Below are 15,755 nucleotides of genomic sequence, written 5' to 3' on the forward strand. Positions count from 1 at the left end.
TTTGCCAAAATATTAAGCATTTCGTTTTAACTTTGCGTGCTAAACTATGCTGCAGTCGTATTAAGGATTGGTTTATGCAGTTTGTTCATCTCGGTATTTATACAGAATTTTCGATTACAGAGTCGATAGTTCGCATACCTGACTTGGTCAACGCTGCGGTTAAAGACCAAATGCCTGCGCTGGCATTAACCGATCTATCAAACCTTCATGCTGCGGTAAAATTTTATAATTCTTGTTTAAAAAAAGGGATTAAGCCGCTTTTAGGTAGCACAATTCGCCTTGACGATGCTCAACATCGTGCAACTTTACTTGCAATGAGTAATGTAGGCTGGAAAAGTCTTACCGAAATCGTTTCACGCGGTTTTATTGAAGGTCAACAACTCAGTATTCCATGTGTAAAAAAAGAATGGGTACTTGAACAGCATCAAGATATTATTGTTTTACTTGGCCAACACAGTGATGTGGGTCAGATGCTTTGTTCATCTAACCCTCAAAAAGCAGCTCCCCTGTTAGAAGCATGGATCGAAAAATTTGGTAACCGTGTTTATCTGGCTTTAACACGTACCGATCGTCCTGGTGAAGAAGACTTTATTCAAGAAGCCGCTAAACTTGCTGCCCAATATAATGTCGGTGTAGTTGCGCATAATGATGTGCACTTTGTAGAAAAAGAAGATTTTGAAGCCCACGAAGCCCGTGTTTGTATTGCTGATGGCTATGTATTAGCAGATGACCGTCGTCCACGCTTATATAGTCCTGAGCAACATTTTAAAACCTCGGACGAAATGATCGAGTTGTTTTCAGATATCCCAAGTGCTATCGAAAATACTTATAACATTGCAAAACGCTGTAATGTTAGCCTACAACTCGGCACCTACTTTTTACCTGACTACCCAATTCCAGATGGCTTTACCATCGACACCTACTTTGAGCATTTGTCAAAAGTAGGTCTAGAAGAACGTTTAGATTATCTCTACCCTCTCGAAAAACGTGGCGAAGACTGGCCAGAGATTCGTAAACCTTACGATGAACGAATTGATTACGAAGTCGGCATTATCCTCAAAATGGGTTTCCCTGGTTACTTCCTTATCGTCATGGACTTCATCCAGTGGGCAAAAAATAATGGCGTTCCTGTAGGACCTGGTCGTGGTTCAGGTGCGGGTTCACTCGTTGCATATAGCTTAAAAATTACTGATCTTGATCCTCTTCGTTACGATCTACTTTTCGAACGTTTCTTAAACCCAGAACGTGTTTCGATGCCCGACTTTGACGTCGACTTCTGTATTGCCGGACGTGACCGCGTCATTGATTATGTTTCCCGTACTTATGGACGTGAAGCCGTTTCGCAAATTGCAACTTTCGGTACGATGGCGGCAAAAGGTGCAATTCGTGACGTTGCCCGTGTATTGGGTAAGTCTTACGGTTTAGCTGACCGTATCTCAAAAATGGTACCGACTAAACCGCTCGGTGTGGACTTAGCCACTGCTATCGAGATGGAACCTCAGCTTAAAGATATCGTTACCAACCCATCTAACCCAGATAATGATGATGCGAGTGAAATCTGGGAAATGGCTTTAAAATTGGAAGGTATCACCCGAAATACTGGTAAACATGCCGGTGGTGTCGTCATTGCACCAGGTAAGATTACCGATTTCTCGGCTGTACTTTGTGAGGAAGATGGAACAAGCCGTGTTGCTCAATATGATAAAGACGATGTAGAAGCAGCAGGTCTCGTCAAATTCGACTTCTTGGGTTTACGTAACTTAACCGTTATTGAAGACGCAATTCAAAATATTAATAAAAATCGCGATAGTAATGATCCGCTCATTATTTCGCATGTTCCACTTGATGATGCTAAAGCATATTCAGTCTTTGCCGATGCAAATACAACCGCGGTATTCCAGTTTGAATCCGTCGGCATGAAACGAATGCTTAAAGAAGCACGTCCAAGTAAATTTGAAGAGATTATTGCGTTCGTATCATTGTACCGTCCTGGCCCAATGGATCTTATTCCTGACTTTATTCACCGTATGCATGGTGGAGATTTTGAATATCTTCACCCACTTCTTGAAGGTGTATTAGAGCCAACTTACGGGATTATGGTTTATCAAGAACAGGTGATGCAGACTGCACAGATCTGTGCGGGTTATACGCTCGGTGGCGCGGACTTACTACGCCGTGCAATGGGTAAAAAGAAACCTGAGGAGATGGTTAAGCAGCGCCAAATTTTCTTGGCAGGTGCTGCTGAAAAAGGAATTGATGAAAGTACAGCCAACCATATCTTTGACTATATGGAAAAGTTCGCAGGCTATGGTTTCAACAAATCTCACGCCGCCGCTTATGCCCTCGTTGCCTACCATACTGCATGGTTAAAAGCACATTATCCTGCTGAGTTTATGGCAGCAGTAATGTCATCGGAAATGCAGAACACTGACAGTGTTGTATTTTTAATTGATGACTGCCGAAATAATGGCCTAGAAGTTTTACCACCATCAGTCAATATGTCGACTTATCATTTCCATGCGAGCGATGATAAAACTATTGTGTATGGTTTAGGTGCAATTAAAGGCGTTGGCGAACAAGCAATGCAGTCAGTTATTGACTCTCGTCGACAATTTGGTCCTTATACAGATCTATTCGATTTTTGCCATCGTATTGATTTGAAGAAAATCAATAAGCGTACTCTTGAAGCTTTAATTCGTGCGGGTGCACTCGATTGCTTGGGAATTGAACGTGCAAGCTTAATGGCACAATTGCCTGAAGCTGTTCAAGCTGCTGAACAAGCGCGCAGTAACCGTGAAAGCGGTATTATGGATTTATTTGGTGAGGTTGAAGAAGTTCAGCGTAAGCCAGCTAAACCTGTTAAACCGTGGAGTGATGAAGTTCGTCTAAAAGGCGAAAAAGATACGCTTGGCCTATATCTCACTGGTCACCCAATTGATGTTTACCGCCAAGAGCTTAAAGCTTTTATTCCGGTAAAATTAAATGAGATTACGGCTACACGTCGTGGTGTTACAACGGTGTATGCAGGTTTAGTCATTGACGTCGCAAACTTCCCAAATCGGGTAGTTATTGTATTAGATGATGGTACAGCTCGTATTGAAGTAAGTTGCAACCATGAACGTTTCCAACGTTTTAAAGATATTATCCAAGTTGAGCGTGTTGTCGTCTTTGAAGGCGAAATTTATGAAAGAGAAGGCTTTGAACGTCCGATGGGCCGTTTAACTAAGGCTTTTACTTTAAATGAAATACGACAAAAACGTGCTAATAGCATTCAGATCAAATTAACAGAAGAGTTTATGCAAGCCACTTTGGCAAAAGATTTACAAAATATCATCTTGCCATTTTGCAATGTAGATATGCATCAACATATCGCTCTACAGCTACAGATTGATCAACCTTATGCTCAAGCCGAGCTTCAACTTGGTCCGCAATGGAAAGTTGCTCCTCTCGATGAATTACTTGCTAAACTCAGAGATTATTTTGGTAAAGATAATATTTATATTGAATATCAAGTAAAGTCGAAAGCAGCTAAAGCAGCAGAACCTGCTCGTCCGCAAACCGTTGCTTCCCCTCCCGCGGACATGACTATGGACGATGCATTGGATTTATACCAAAGCGAAGTTTCTCAATATTCGTAATTTCTGGAAATCTTATGAGTTCGTTTGATCACAACACTGTGTCAAAACAATTAGCACAAGTGCGTATTGTCATGGTAAACACTACCTTGCCTGCCAATATTGGCAGTGCTTTACGTGCCATGAAAACAATGGGGCTAATTAAATTAGTTCTTGTTGCACCTAAAACATATCCTCACCCAGACATACAAGCGCTTGCTGCTGGTGCCCAGGATTTATTTGAACATCTTGAGATTGTCGATACCCTAGAAGATGCTATTAAAGATTGCCATTTAGTATTTGGAACAAGTGCACGTAGCCGTACTATTCCTTGGCCTTTACTTGACGTAAGACCAGCTGCTAAAGAAGCTATTAAGGCCACTACTCAAGGACAACAAATTGCGATTGTTTTTGGCCGTGAAGATCGTGGTTTAACCAACGAAGAATTAGCACTGGCAAATTATCATTTAACAATTCCTGTAAATCCGGACTATGGCGTATTAAATGTTGCGCAAGCAATTCAAGTCGTATGTTACGAACTTCGCATGTCTGCTCTAGAGCAACAAAACGTGGACCAAGATGCAGAAGAAATGCCATTAGTCCAAGGTCAAAGCATGCAATGGGATGAACCATTGGTGACTCAACAACAAATGGAAGAGTTTTATCCTCATCTAGAGAAAATGCTGACTGAAATTGAATTTTTAGATCCAGATAATCCACGTTTGTTACCTTTACGCTTGCGTCGTTTATTTGGTCGTATACAATTAGATCGTATGGAATATCATTTACTTCGCGGTATTTTTAGTCGTGTACAAGCCCTAACCAGTGGTAAATGGAAAAAAGCATTATCTGACAAGGAGGATCAACCCAATGCTTAAACAGCTGAAAGAAGATATAAAGGCTGTATTTGCGCGAGATCCTGCTGCCCGCAATACACTCGAAGTTCTCACGACCTACCCTGGCATTCATGCGATTATGATGCATCGTGTCGCACATGAGTTATGGCAAAAAGATTGTAAAGGTGCTGCTCGCCTTCTTTCTTCATTTAGTCGTTTTGCAACAGGAATTGAAATTCATCCTGGCGCTAAAATCGGTAAACGTTTTTTTATTGATCACGGTATGGGTGTTGTGATTGGTGAAACGGCTGAAATTGGCGATGATGTTACGCTTTATCATGGTGTTACCCTAGGTGGTACAACATGGAATAAAGGTAAACGCCACCCAACTTTAGAAGATGGCGTTGTTGTTGGTGCTGGTGCAAAAATTTTAGGTCCATTTACAATAGGTAAAGGTGCTAAAGTCGGTTCAAATGCTGTGGTAACTAAAGCTGTTCCTGCTGGCGTGACCGCTGTAGGGAACCCTGCCCGCTATATTTATAAAGATGCACCTGACAAGAATAAAGATGAAGAACGTCGTCGTGATTATGCACAAAGTATTGGCTTTGCCCCATATGCGACAACTGCTGATCAGTCAGACCCTATTTTAGAAGGTATGCGCGTTTTACTTGATCGTATTCAGCATAATGAAACGCGTATGAATAATTTATGCCAGCGTTTATCAGAGCTAGATCCGAGCTTCAAAAAAGAAAGTCAGGATGAACAGCCTTTTAGTGATGAAGAACTGAAAATTATTGAAGAAGTCCGTCGTGAATGCGGTGCGCAAGATAAGACATCAAAAACGTAATATTCTTGATTCATAATGTAACACGCTTACCCTTGCATGTGTGTTTAGCTTTTTCTAGACTTACCTGTACCAAATCTGACTTTACTAAAATGAACGGAAGATCCTATGAATTTTAAGCCTTTGGCATATATAATCCTTGCGACCTCAAGTTTAACCGCTTGTACAATGGCACCCGTAAAACAACAAAAAATTGAGCCTTTTGTTTTCAAGGAACCAGAGCTTACTCCTCCTTTTTATGCGCTAAACCCTTTTAACTATGATCAGCCACCGGCATTTGAAGTTGCATTAAAAGACGCTGCTGCACAGCCTGTAACCAAAATGGTCGTTAATCGTCAAGATGATCCAACCAAACAGCTTACTCTCGACGTCAATAAACTGATCGTTCCGACTGTCAATAATTCACAACGTTCAATGAAATACGCAGTTTTAGCCGGTGAAAATGAAATTGACGTGACTACTATTGATGACTTTTTACAGTTAGTAGAAGGTAAAGCACGTCACTACCCGCCTCGCTTTACTGACCGTCAAGAACGTAAAGGCTTTGAAAGTAAACTTAAAGAAGTAACACAACAACTTGATACACTTGCTGCAAATCCAAATGCATCATTTGATATTTTAATTCGTGCTTTTAAAGCAAGTGTTCTTGCACGTAACCTTGATTTAGGTACTGTTCATACCACTAAATCTTTAGAATATGCTCAAAGACTTTTAAAAATTAATCCAGATGATGCGGAGACAAATTTCTGGTTCGGTTTTGGTTTATCTGAAGGTGGCGGTCAACGTGAAGCGATTCCATACTTAGACAAAGCCATTAAAGGTAATGTTCAAGAAGCATATTTAGCTGCTGCAAATAACTATATTGCAATGGAGCAAAAGAAAAACGCGATCCAGACGCTAAAGAACTATAAAGTTAAATATCCAGACGAAGCGGAAATTGCTGACCGTTTAATTCAAGAAATTGAAAAACAAGGTCGTTGGAATGTATGGCAAGTTTTAACTAACCCAGCAATGTCAGCAACTACTCCTGCTACTGCACCAAAAAAATAAACTTAATTCTATAAAAAAGGGCTGTTTTGACAGCCCTTTTTTATATTTGATCATTTGAAAAATATTTTAAAATTTGTATGATCTACCTACCATTGAGCCACTATATTTTGACCATAATGTTTTCAATAAAAAGAAGCAAAACACTGTTGACGGTCATACTACTCGGTTCAATTCTGAGTGGTTGTCAGGTCGTAAATGTTAAACAGCAAGCTTTGAATGTAACGATTGCAAATGAACGTAATAGTATTCTTACCCAAGATAAACTTAGCGAAGCGAGTCTGAATGTTTTATCAATGTCTGGTCAGGAAGCTAAAGTTTGTACAGATACACCTGAAACCTGTGTAATTCAACTCAAAAACCTTCCTCAAATTTTAGATGAACAGTTCTTATCAGCAGCAAGCGAGATGTATCTCGCAAAAGCAATGGCTTTATCAGATACATCTGACTGTAAAGTAAGTAGATTTACTAAACATAAATCTGAAGAAGAACAAAAGAATCTTCTGAATAGATATGATGATTGCTTAGACCAGCAATTGAGCCTATTAGATAAAAGTATTCGCTATAGCTATGCCTATCTATTTTCAACAAAACGTAAGCCTAATGACCGTATTTTTGATAATAGACAAGTTCAAATTCGCGATTTCTATAATCAAGCAATCGCCAAAATGGTCGGTGTTTACGACTTAAGACATCCAAAGAAAAATGTTGTTGAACCACAAATTCATATTGGTAAGAGTATTTATTCAATCGATTTTGAATTTCATAAACAATTAACGGGTCAAAAACTAGAAAAATTAATTTCAAGTTATAACCTGAATTTTTCTGGCTTAAGAACCATTAACCGCCGCGATGGTTTTGGCTCCGAATTTGTGGCTGTTTTTCCGAGTTCAGGAAATGAAGATATTAATGAATATATCCTAGACCCACTTAAATATAATTATAAAAATGGTGTTAATCCAAATATTCATAATGCACGCTACTTAGCTGCGACTATTGTAGCTGAACCCAAACACGCGACCACTGTCGAAGAAATTATTAATAATCCAGAATTTGTGATTCGAGTTTATGATCCATATCGGACAGATAATATTAATGTAGCAGGCAAGCAATATCCGCTAGCAGCTAACTTTTCAGCACCTTATGGCCTATGGTTAGCCGAAAACAATTTAGGAGTTGCAGCCTATTTGAGTCTGATTGATCGCGATCAGCATTTAACTATGCCGCATCTCTATATGCTTGAACCATATAATCCGAACAAAAAAATTATCGTGTTGGTACATGGTTTAGCAAGTAGTCCCGAAGCATGGATTGCACTGACCAATGATGTTATGGGCGATACGGTTTTAAGAGACAATTACCAAGTTTGGCAAGTTTTCTATTCGACCAATATGCCAATTTTGGAAAGTCGTTTTCAAATTTATGCATTGCTTAAACAAGCTTTTAGTTCACTAAACCCAAATGATCCTGCCGCACATGATGCAGTTCTTGTTGGACATAGCATGGGAGGTATTATCAGCCGTTTACTGGTCAGTGATGGAGATATTACTAAACCTGCCTTAGAGTTGATGACGATTCGTCAGCAAAACCGCTTTAAAAAACATCCAATGGTTACTGAACGATTGCAAATGCATTCAATCAATAATTTTGATCGTGCAATTTTCTTGGCTTCTCCTCATCGCGGTACAGATTATGCGGATCGTTGGTTTACCTTGGCAGCACGTAAAATTATTCGTTTACCGGGTGCATTTTTGTCGGCTGTAGCGACTTCACTGACAACTGAAAATTTAGATGTTAAAGATTTCTTGAGTAATATTGATAATGGTTTGATTCAAAATGGACCGAGCGATCTAAGTCATCAATCTAAATTTATGGAACTCACAAAAGATATTAATCCACACCAAGGATTAGTTTTCCACTCTATTATGGGCAACATCACCAAGAGTGATGATCCAAATGTGATTACCGATGGTATTGTCCCTTATAAGAGTGCTCACTTAGAAGGTGCAAAATCTGAGAAAGTTCTTCCAGGTGGTCATTCCATCCAGCTTACACCGCAAGCTGTACTAGAGTTACGCCGTATTTTACGAGAGCATTTAGTCGAACACGGTTTATATAAACCATAAAAAGAAAAAGAGCCAAAGGATATACTTTGGCTCTTTCGTTTTGGACTTAAATTTTATTGCCCAGAACGGATAATGTAATCAAACGCAGAGAGTGATGCTTTAGCACCTTCACCTGTGGCAATAATGATTTGCTTGTAAGGTACAGTGGTACAGTCACCCGCAGCAAATACACCTTGCACATTGGTTTCGTTGCGGTCATTCACAATGATCTCGCCACGGTTGGTTAATTCAACTTCACTGTCTTTCAAGAAGTCAGTGTTTGGCAGTAAACCAATCTGTACAAAGATCCCTGCAAGCTCGACCACATGCTCTTCATCAGTCGCACGGTCTTTATATTTAAGACCAGTCACTTGTGAACCATCACCTAACACTTCTGTACTTAAGGCATTCATAATCACCGTTGTGTTTGGCAAGCTATGCAATTTGTTTTGCAACACTTGGTCAGCACGAAGCTTGGTGTCAAACTCAACCAGAGTTACATGCTCAACAATCCCTGCAAGGTCAATTGCTGCCTCAACACCTGAGTTACCACCACCAATCACAGCAACACGTTTACCTTTGAACAACGGACCATCACAGTGTGGGCAGTAGGCAACACCACGGGTACGGTATTCTTGCTCACCCGGTACATTCATTTCTCTCCAACGTGCACCTGTAGAAAGGATTACAGTTTTCGATTCAAGTTTTGCACCGTTTTCAAGTTCAACTTCAACCAAGCCATTTGCAGTCTGGTTGGCACCCGTGATTTTGCTGACACGTTGCAGGTTCATGATATCGACATCATATTCACGAACATGGGCTTCCATCTCGGCAGCAAACTTAGGACCTTGCGTCTTTTGCACAGAAGTGAAGTTTTCAATGTCCATGGTGTCCATCACTTGACCACCGAAGCGTTCAGCCACGATACCAGTGTTAATGCCTTTACGTGCAGCATAGATCGCAGCCGTTGCACCCGCAGGACCACCACCAATCACCAACACATCAAATGCATCTTTGGCATTGAGTGCTGCTGCATCTTTTTCAGCTGAGTTAGTGTCGAGTTTCGCTACAATCTCTTCAAGGGTCATACGACCTTGGCCAATGTGTTCGTTGTCTTGGAACACCATTGGCACAGCCATGATTTTGCGTTGTTCCACTTCATCTTGGAAGAATGAACCGTCAATCATGGTTGCTGTAGTGTTCGGGTTATAAATGGCAATCAGGTTAAGCGCTTGTACCACGTCCGGACAGTTATGACAGCTTAATGATACAAACACATCAAAGTTAGCTTTGAGGTTTAAGCCTTTAATTTGATTTAAAACTTCATCCGACACTTTAGGTGCATAGCCAGACACTTGTAACAGCGCCAAGATCAAAGACGTAAACTCATGACCCATTGGTAAGCCTGCGAAGAATACGCGAGGTTGTTCACCTGCTTTAACCACACCAAAGCTTGGACGACGTGTATTATTACCGTCAAAACGGGCAGTCACCTTGTCAGAAAGCTCAGCGATTTCACTCACCAACTCTTTAATTTGAGCAGCTTTATCTGATTCATCTAAAGCAGCAACTAATTCGATTGGACTTTCTAGACGTTCTAAGTAAGCTTTTAATTGAGTTTTAATGTTTTGATCTAACATCTGTTTTTACTCCAATGCATCCAAATTCTTTCAATAGATGCATAGTACGTGAAAACACAGAATAGGTGAAACAGTATGTTTTTATATATTTAATCGGTTTTTTAGATTTAATTATTATTTACTTCAAATCAAAAAAAGCCAACCTGAACTCATCCAGCGCAGGTCGGCAAACTGGTTAAACTAGAGTAAGACCACACCAAATACAGCCCCAGCAATCAAGACATGTAAAGGATGAACCTTTTTAATTAAAGATAATAAAGTTGCAATGACTACCATAATAATGAGTAAAGTATTTATGGCAGCTGCCTCAGAAATAATCCACGCACTGGCAAGTACAGTTCCCACAGTGACAGGTTGTAAAGCAAGCTGTAAAACACGGCGCCATTTCTTATCTTTAAATTTTGACCAGCCTCTCATCACAAATACAGTAATAAGAGACGAAGGTAAAAATTTAGCAGTAGACGTTACAAGTAGACCTGACAACCCTGCTACATGCCATCCCACCAACGGCACGATCATCATGTTCGGACCAGGTGCAGCTTGAGCCATGGCGAACAATGCACTGAATTCTTGTGCCGTCATCCAGTGGTGAATATCAACTACTTGGCGTTGCATTTCAGGCAAAATTGTATTGCCGCCACCAAATGCAATAAGAGACAATTGAGTAAAAATAATCGCTAAAGTAAGTAGAACTGCACCCATTACACACGTCTCCAAATGATAGCTGAATAAAATGCCAACAAAATCAGCATCGTCACTAGTAAAGAGATTTTTAGAAAAGCAATACTGATAATTGCAGCAACAACTACGCAAATCGCTAATGGATTACGTAATAATGGCTTAAGCATTTTCAAACCTGTTGCAACCAGAAGTCCAGCCGCCGCCGCCGCTAAACCTTCGAAAAGATGCTTAACCATTAAATTATCTTGGAACTGCTCATAGACATAATGTAAAAGTACAACAATTATCGTAGGTGCAAGGATCAGACCAATGAGTGAGCTCACTGCCCCACGAACACCACGAAACTCCATGCCAATCGCAACCGATAAATTAATAATATTGCCACCCGGTAAAAATTGACACAGACCAAGTAACTCGGTGAATTTTTCAGGGCTTAACCAATGCCTTTGCTCTACAATAACTTTACGGGCTAAAGGCAGCACGCCACCGAATCCAATTAAACCTAATGTTAAAAAACCTAAAAATAACTCTGTGCAGGTCGGGACACTCTCCTTCTGCACGGCAATCTCAACATGGTTCATTTTCGTTACTTTTCACTTTATCTGACCAAAATAGAATGATACTTTTGTGATATATCTACAAATGCTTTTATTTTCATTAACCATACCATAAAGGTATTTCTATGCTCGATTTACATAAGCTCCATGCCTTTGTTGTAGTAGTTGAAGAAAGGAATATTACGCATGCCGCAAACCGATTGTTTATTCAACAGCCGCCTCTAACGCGTTTACTTAAAAAACTCGAAGAAGAACTTGGTACACAATTACTTATTCGCCAGCCTCGAGGAATTGAACCAACTGAGGCTGGTTTAGCTTTATTTAAAGAAGCACAACTTTTATTAGAACATGCCAGACATATTCCAAAATTAGTCCAAGATGTTAGCCAAGGTAAAACTGGACAACTCAATATTGGTTTTACAAGTTCCGCAGGTTTGCATCCGCTTATTTCACTAGTATTGCGCTCATATCGAGAAATATATCCAAACGTACAAACCAAACTTGAAGAAGCAGGCAGCCAAAAACAATTAGATCGATTAATCTCCGAGAAACTTGATATTGCTTTTTTAAGAGCACCGATCAGCCGTGATATTGGGTTAAAACATCACCATATATTAGATGAGCCAATGATGGTGGCATTGCCTATAGGCCATCCACTTACACAAAAAGAAAAAATTAGTTCAAATGACTTATCAAATGAAAATTTTGTTTTATACCGTCGTTCTTCAGGACAAGGTTTATATGACAATATTTTATATAGTTGCTACCAAGCAGGTTTTAGTCCACGCATTATTCAAGAAGCGCCTAGACCTACCGCTACATTAAATTTAGTCGCTGCTGGAATTGGTATAACGATTGTGCCGGCCTCAATGCATAATTTTTGGGAACATGAAATTGTATATCGGGAGTTTGATGATTCAATGAAACTAAATGCGCCTCTTTACCTGATTACTCGGGAAAATGAGAGTTCTGCCAAAGTTTCAAACTTTATTGAACTATTGCAAAAACTTTTACCCAATGGCCTGAGTGTAAAAGCAAAGTAATAAAAAGTGCCCCGAATGGAGCACTTTTTTATGAAACTGTTTATTTTTGATTTACTCGTTTTGACAGCTCTTCTGCCGATTCTTTGCGCTCAGAATAGCGATCTGTCAGGTATTGTTTTTGCCCACGTGTTAATAAAGTGAACTTATACAACTCCTCCATTACATCAACGATTCGGTCATAGTAAGAGGATGGTTTCATACTGCCATCTTCTTCAAACTCTAAAAAAGCTTTAGCAACTGAAGACTGATTTGGGATAGTAATCATGCGCATCCAACGCCCTAAAATACGCATTTGATTGACCGCATTAAACGACTGCGAACCACCACTAACTTGCATGACTGCTAAGGTTTTACCTTGAGTTGCACGGATTGCTCCGGCTGCCAAAGGAATCCAGTCAATCTGGGCTTTTAAAATTGAACTCATCGCACCATGACGTTCAGGTGAACACCACACCATACCTTCTGCCCAAGCCAAAAGCGCGTGTAATTCTTGAACTTTCGGATGATCTGTTTCTGCATCCTCAGGTAAAGGTAAACCTTTAGGATGAAAGATTTTGACTTCAGCACCTAAGTATTCAAGGATTCGACCAGCAGTCAGCACAGCAAAACGACTATAAGAACGTTCACGATTAGAACCATATAGCAATAAAATGCGAGGTGGATGCTCAAGCTGCTGCGCTTGCACTTGCTCAAATGTAGGTTTATCTAAAAGATCTAATGCTACATTTGATAAATCATTATCAAGACTGTTCATCTGAGAAATACTTTTTCTTTAACCAAAGAGAAACGGTAACGAGTGAAATTAAAACGGGAACTTCAACCAATGGTCCAATCACTGTGGTAAATGCCACAGGTGATGCCAAACCAAATGTTGCAATGGCAACCGCTAAAGCTAACTCAAAATTGTTACCAGCCGCAGTAAACGAAATAGCAGTGGTACGTGGATAGTTATTCCCCATACGTTTACTCATAAAGAAGCTAATAAAGAACATCACCAGAAAGTAAATCGTCAGTGGAATTGCAATACGTAATACATCTAAAGGCAAGCTCACCACATCACCACCTTTTAGACTAAACATAGCCACAATGGTAAAAAGTAAAGCAATTAAACTAATCGGGCTGATTTTTGGTAAAAATTTAGTTTGATACCATTCCAACCCTTTCGACTTGACTAAAATCAAACGCGTCAAGAACCCCATTAAGAATGGAATACCTAAGTACACCAAAACCGCATGTGTGATAGTCCAAAAATTCACATCAATGACTTGCCCTGCCACACCAAAATACGGAGGTAAGAAGGTTAAGAAAAGCCAGGCGTAGGTACTAAAGAACAAAATTTGGAAAATACTGTTAAAGGCAACCAAAGCTGCAACGTATTGGTTATCACCACAAGCCAGACCATTCCACACCAAAACCATTGCAATACAACGTGCCAAACCAATCAAAATCAGGCCTGTCATGTATTCCGGATAACTATGCAAGAAAACTATAGCAAGTACGAACATTAAAACTGGAGCAATAATCCAGTTCTGTACCAACGATAAAGTTAAGGTTTTCTTATCTTTAAATACTTCTGGTAACGTAGCATAATCAACCTTTGCTAAAGGTGGATACATCATCAAAATTAAGCCGATTGCGATCGGAATATTAACGTTATCTACACTCATTCTGTTCAAAGAAACCGAGGCTTGAGGAAAGAACACCCCAATTGCCAAACCTAAAGCCATGGCAATAAAAATCCATAGCGTCAGGTTACGATCTAAAAAAGAAAGCTTTTGCTTAGTCATCTCGGCTCTCTCACTCAATATGAGAGATTTCATTAATCTCAGCAATTAAATGTGAACGGCTTAAGTTCGGAACATCAAGTGCAAACAATGCATCTAAACGACGGTTGATATGATCTACAGTCTCTTGGAATGCTTTAAGCTTTTCTTCTTTTGGCAAGTCCAAATGAGATGGATCACTTAAGCCCCAGTGTGCTTTGATTGCGCCACCTAAATAAAGTGGGCATGCTTCTTGTGCAGCAGAATCACAGACTGTAATCACAACATCTGGTTGATACTGTTCGCAGTCATCAATAGTTTTACTCCATAACCCATCTGTTGAAAGACCTAAGTTTTCAAGTGTTTCAATGGTTAATGGATGCACCTGCCCTGATGGTTTACTGCCTGCGCTATACGCTTTCCAATTTTCTGGTGCACGACTATTAAATAAAACTTCTGACAAAATGCTACGACAACTGTTTCCAGTGCATAAAAATAAGAATTTCATGGTCTTACTCACAATAGGTAGAAATAGAAGAAAACTTTGAAGATGATTGATTCACTAAACTTTCATCTTGGTTTCCTATAGTTTTCAAAACTTCAACAGCCCAATTTGGTAAATCTGGATTGACGCTGTAATACACCCATTGCCCCTGTCGTGCATCAAGTAAAATACCATGAGTTCTTAATAAAGCTAAATGTCTGGAGATTTTCGGTTGGCTCAACTCAAGCTGTTCTGTTAGCTCACAAACACAAATATTTTGTTTGCTCAGAACTAACTTAAGAATGTTTAACCGAGTTTGGTCAGATAGACATTTAAAGAAATCGATTTGGTTGATCATATCTTCAACAAAATATATTCGTTATTGCAAATATACGGATATCCATATATAAATGCAATATCTTAATTTGATAATAAATTTACCATGACTGAGCTAGTGAAAATTTACCATAATCCTGCTTGCGGAACCTCACGCAATACATTGGCGCTTATTCGTCATGCTGGGTTTGAGCCTATCGTTATTGAATATTTGCAAACTCCACCTAGTAAAGATGAATTAATTCAACTCATTAAGGATTCAGGCTTAACTGTACGTGAAGCAATTCGTAAAAATGTTGATCCCTATAAAGATTTAGATTTGGAACAAGACCATTGGACCGATGAACATTTAATTGATTTTATGGTGCAATATCCAATTTTAATTAATCGCCCATTTGTGGTTACACCAAAAGGCACGCGCCTTTGCCGCCCTTCTGAAGTGGTGCTCGACATTTTAGATTCACAAAACTTAGGCTATTTTGCGAAAGAAGATGGCGAAGTGATTATTGACGAACAAGGCCGCCGTATAAAGTAATTGAAGATATTTATTAATATAAAAAGCTAAATGGCATGGAACCATTTAGCTTTTTTTGAATGAAGCGGGTTAAAAATAGGATTTGATAAAAGGAAGAAGTTGCTCTCCTATTACCATGCCTAATAATCCGACTAACGCAACAAGAGGTGGAGCTGGTGACTTAACATTTAAAACATAATATAAGACACCAACAAGCAACCCTACAGCCAAAGATAACAAGTACATTTTCATCGTATATACCTTAGAGAATCAAGCCATTTAATCAGCAGG

15 protein-coding genes are annotated in these 15,755 nt (G+C 39.6%); 7 read left to right on the top strand and 8 right to left on the bottom strand.

Going from position 1 to position 15,755, the window contains the following annotated elements; translation table 11 throughout:
* Positions 1 to 74: 74 nt before the first annotated feature.
* The 5 genes from dnaE to ACO6UW_RS05970 all read left to right on the top strand — a co-directional run bounded on the left by dnaE (position 75) and on the right by ACO6UW_RS05970 (position 8,467).
* On the top strand, positions 75 to 3,638 hold the full coding sequence (dnaE, locus tag ACO6UW_RS05950; protein ID WP_032062438.1) for a DNA polymerase III subunit alpha: 3,564 nt from the start codon (positions 75 to 77) through the stop codon (positions 3,636 to 3,638).
* Positions 3,639 to 3,652: 14 nt separating this feature from the next.
* The gene (locus ACO6UW_RS05955; RefSeq protein WP_032062440.1) at positions 3,653 to 4,492 is read left to right on the top strand and encodes an RNA methyltransferase; all 840 of its coding nucleotides are present in this window, start codon (positions 3,653 to 3,655) and stop codon (positions 4,490 to 4,492) included.
* Positions 4,485 to 5,297 (top strand): serine O-acetyltransferase, encoded by an 813-nt coding sequence (cysE, locus tag ACO6UW_RS05960; RefSeq protein WP_017403186.1) that lies wholly within the window; start codon positions 4,485 to 4,487, stop codon positions 5,295 to 5,297. The genes ACO6UW_RS05955 and cysE overlap by 8 nt, the downstream gene beginning before the upstream one ends.
* Positions 5,298 to 5,402: 105 nt before the next feature.
* Positions 5,403 to 6,344, top strand: a complete 942-nt coding sequence (locus ACO6UW_RS05965; RefSeq protein WP_057061769.1) for an ABUW_2363 family tetratricopeptide repeat lipoprotein — start codon at positions 5,403 to 5,405, stop codon at positions 6,342 to 6,344.
* 116 nt (positions 6,345 to 6,460) lie between these two features.
* Entirely contained in the window at positions 6,461 to 8,467 is a 2,007-nt protein-coding gene (locus tag ACO6UW_RS05970) for an esterase/lipase family protein (RefSeq protein ID WP_057076775.1), read from the top strand.
* Positions 8,468 to 8,520: 53 nt separating this feature from the next.
* Here ACO6UW_RS05970 and ahpF read toward each other — a convergent pair whose 3' ends face one another.
* The 3 genes from ahpF to ACO6UW_RS05985 form a co-directional block, all read right to left on the bottom strand.
* Positions 8,521 to 10,086 carry an alkyl hydroperoxide reductase subunit F gene (gene ahpF, locus ACO6UW_RS05975; RefSeq protein WP_068976467.1) on the bottom strand — a complete coding sequence of 522 codons (1,566 nt, stop codon included), beginning with the start codon at positions 10,084 to 10,086 and terminating at the stop codon, positions 8,521 to 8,523.
* 180 nt (positions 10,087 to 10,266) lie between these two features.
* Positions 10,267 to 10,788 carry a chromate transporter gene (locus ACO6UW_RS05980; RefSeq protein ID WP_000501457.1) on the bottom strand — a complete coding sequence of 174 codons (522 nt, stop codon included), beginning with the start codon at positions 10,786 to 10,788 and terminating at the stop codon, positions 10,267 to 10,269.
* A complete protein-coding gene (locus tag ACO6UW_RS05985) occupies positions 10,788 to 11,348 on the bottom strand; it encodes a chromate transporter (protein ID WP_005069729.1) in 561 nt (186 codons plus the stop codon). Before ACO6UW_RS05985 ends, ACO6UW_RS05980 begins: the two co-directional genes overlap by 1 nt.
* 101 nt (positions 11,349 to 11,449) lie before the next feature.
* On the opposite strand from ACO6UW_RS05985, the gene ACO6UW_RS05990 reads away from it, so the two are divergent.
* Positions 11,450 to 12,367 (top strand): LysR family transcriptional regulator, encoded by a 918-nt coding sequence (locus ACO6UW_RS05990; protein ID WP_005069732.1) that lies wholly within the window; start codon positions 11,450 to 11,452, stop codon positions 12,365 to 12,367.
* Between the two features lie 40 nt (positions 12,368 to 12,407).
* On the opposite strand, the gene arsH is transcribed toward ACO6UW_RS05990, so the two are convergent.
* From arsH to ACO6UW_RS06010, 4 genes are read right to left on the bottom strand one after another with little or no spacing between them, the layout of a single operon-like run.
* A complete protein-coding gene (gene arsH / locus ACO6UW_RS05995; protein WP_057062493.1) occupies positions 12,408 to 13,121 on the bottom strand; it encodes an arsenical resistance protein ArsH in 714 nt (237 codons plus the stop codon).
* Complete coding sequence (arsB, locus tag ACO6UW_RS06000) at positions 13,108 to 14,154, bottom strand: ACR3 family arsenite efflux transporter (protein WP_057062494.1); 1,047 nt, start codon at positions 14,152 to 14,154, stop codon at positions 13,108 to 13,110. Before arsB ends, arsH begins: the two co-directional genes overlap by 14 nt.
* A gap of 10 nt (positions 14,155 to 14,164) precedes the next feature.
* Complete coding sequence (locus ACO6UW_RS06005) at positions 14,165 to 14,638, bottom strand: arsenate reductase ArsC (protein WP_032034728.1); 474 nt, start codon at positions 14,636 to 14,638, stop codon at positions 14,165 to 14,167.
* A 4-nt stretch (positions 14,639 to 14,642) separates the two neighbouring features.
* Positions 14,643 to 14,972 carry a metalloregulator ArsR/SmtB family transcription factor gene (locus tag ACO6UW_RS06010; RefSeq protein ID WP_032034726.1) on the bottom strand — a complete coding sequence of 110 codons (330 nt, stop codon included), beginning with the start codon at positions 14,970 to 14,972 and terminating at the stop codon, positions 14,643 to 14,645.
* 84 nt (positions 14,973 to 15,056) lie between these two features.
* Here ACO6UW_RS06010 and arsC point away from each other — a divergent pair, with 84 nt between their 5' ends.
* The gene (gene arsC, locus ACO6UW_RS06015) at positions 15,057 to 15,485 is read left to right on the top strand and encodes an arsenate reductase (glutaredoxin) (RefSeq protein WP_057062495.1); all 429 of its coding nucleotides are present in this window, start codon (positions 15,057 to 15,059) and stop codon (positions 15,483 to 15,485) included.
* A 69-nt stretch (positions 15,486 to 15,554) separates the two neighbouring features.
* Here the strand turns inward: arsC and ACO6UW_RS06020 are convergent, their stop codons facing one another.
* Positions 15,555 to 15,716, bottom strand: a complete 162-nt coding sequence (locus tag ACO6UW_RS06020; protein ID WP_000784879.1) for a DUF1427 family protein — start codon at positions 15,714 to 15,716, stop codon at positions 15,555 to 15,557.
* Between the last annotated feature and the right edge of the window lie 39 nt (positions 15,717 to 15,755).

The sequence above is a fragment of the Acinetobacter sp. JADD-222 genome (assembly GCF_049310645.1).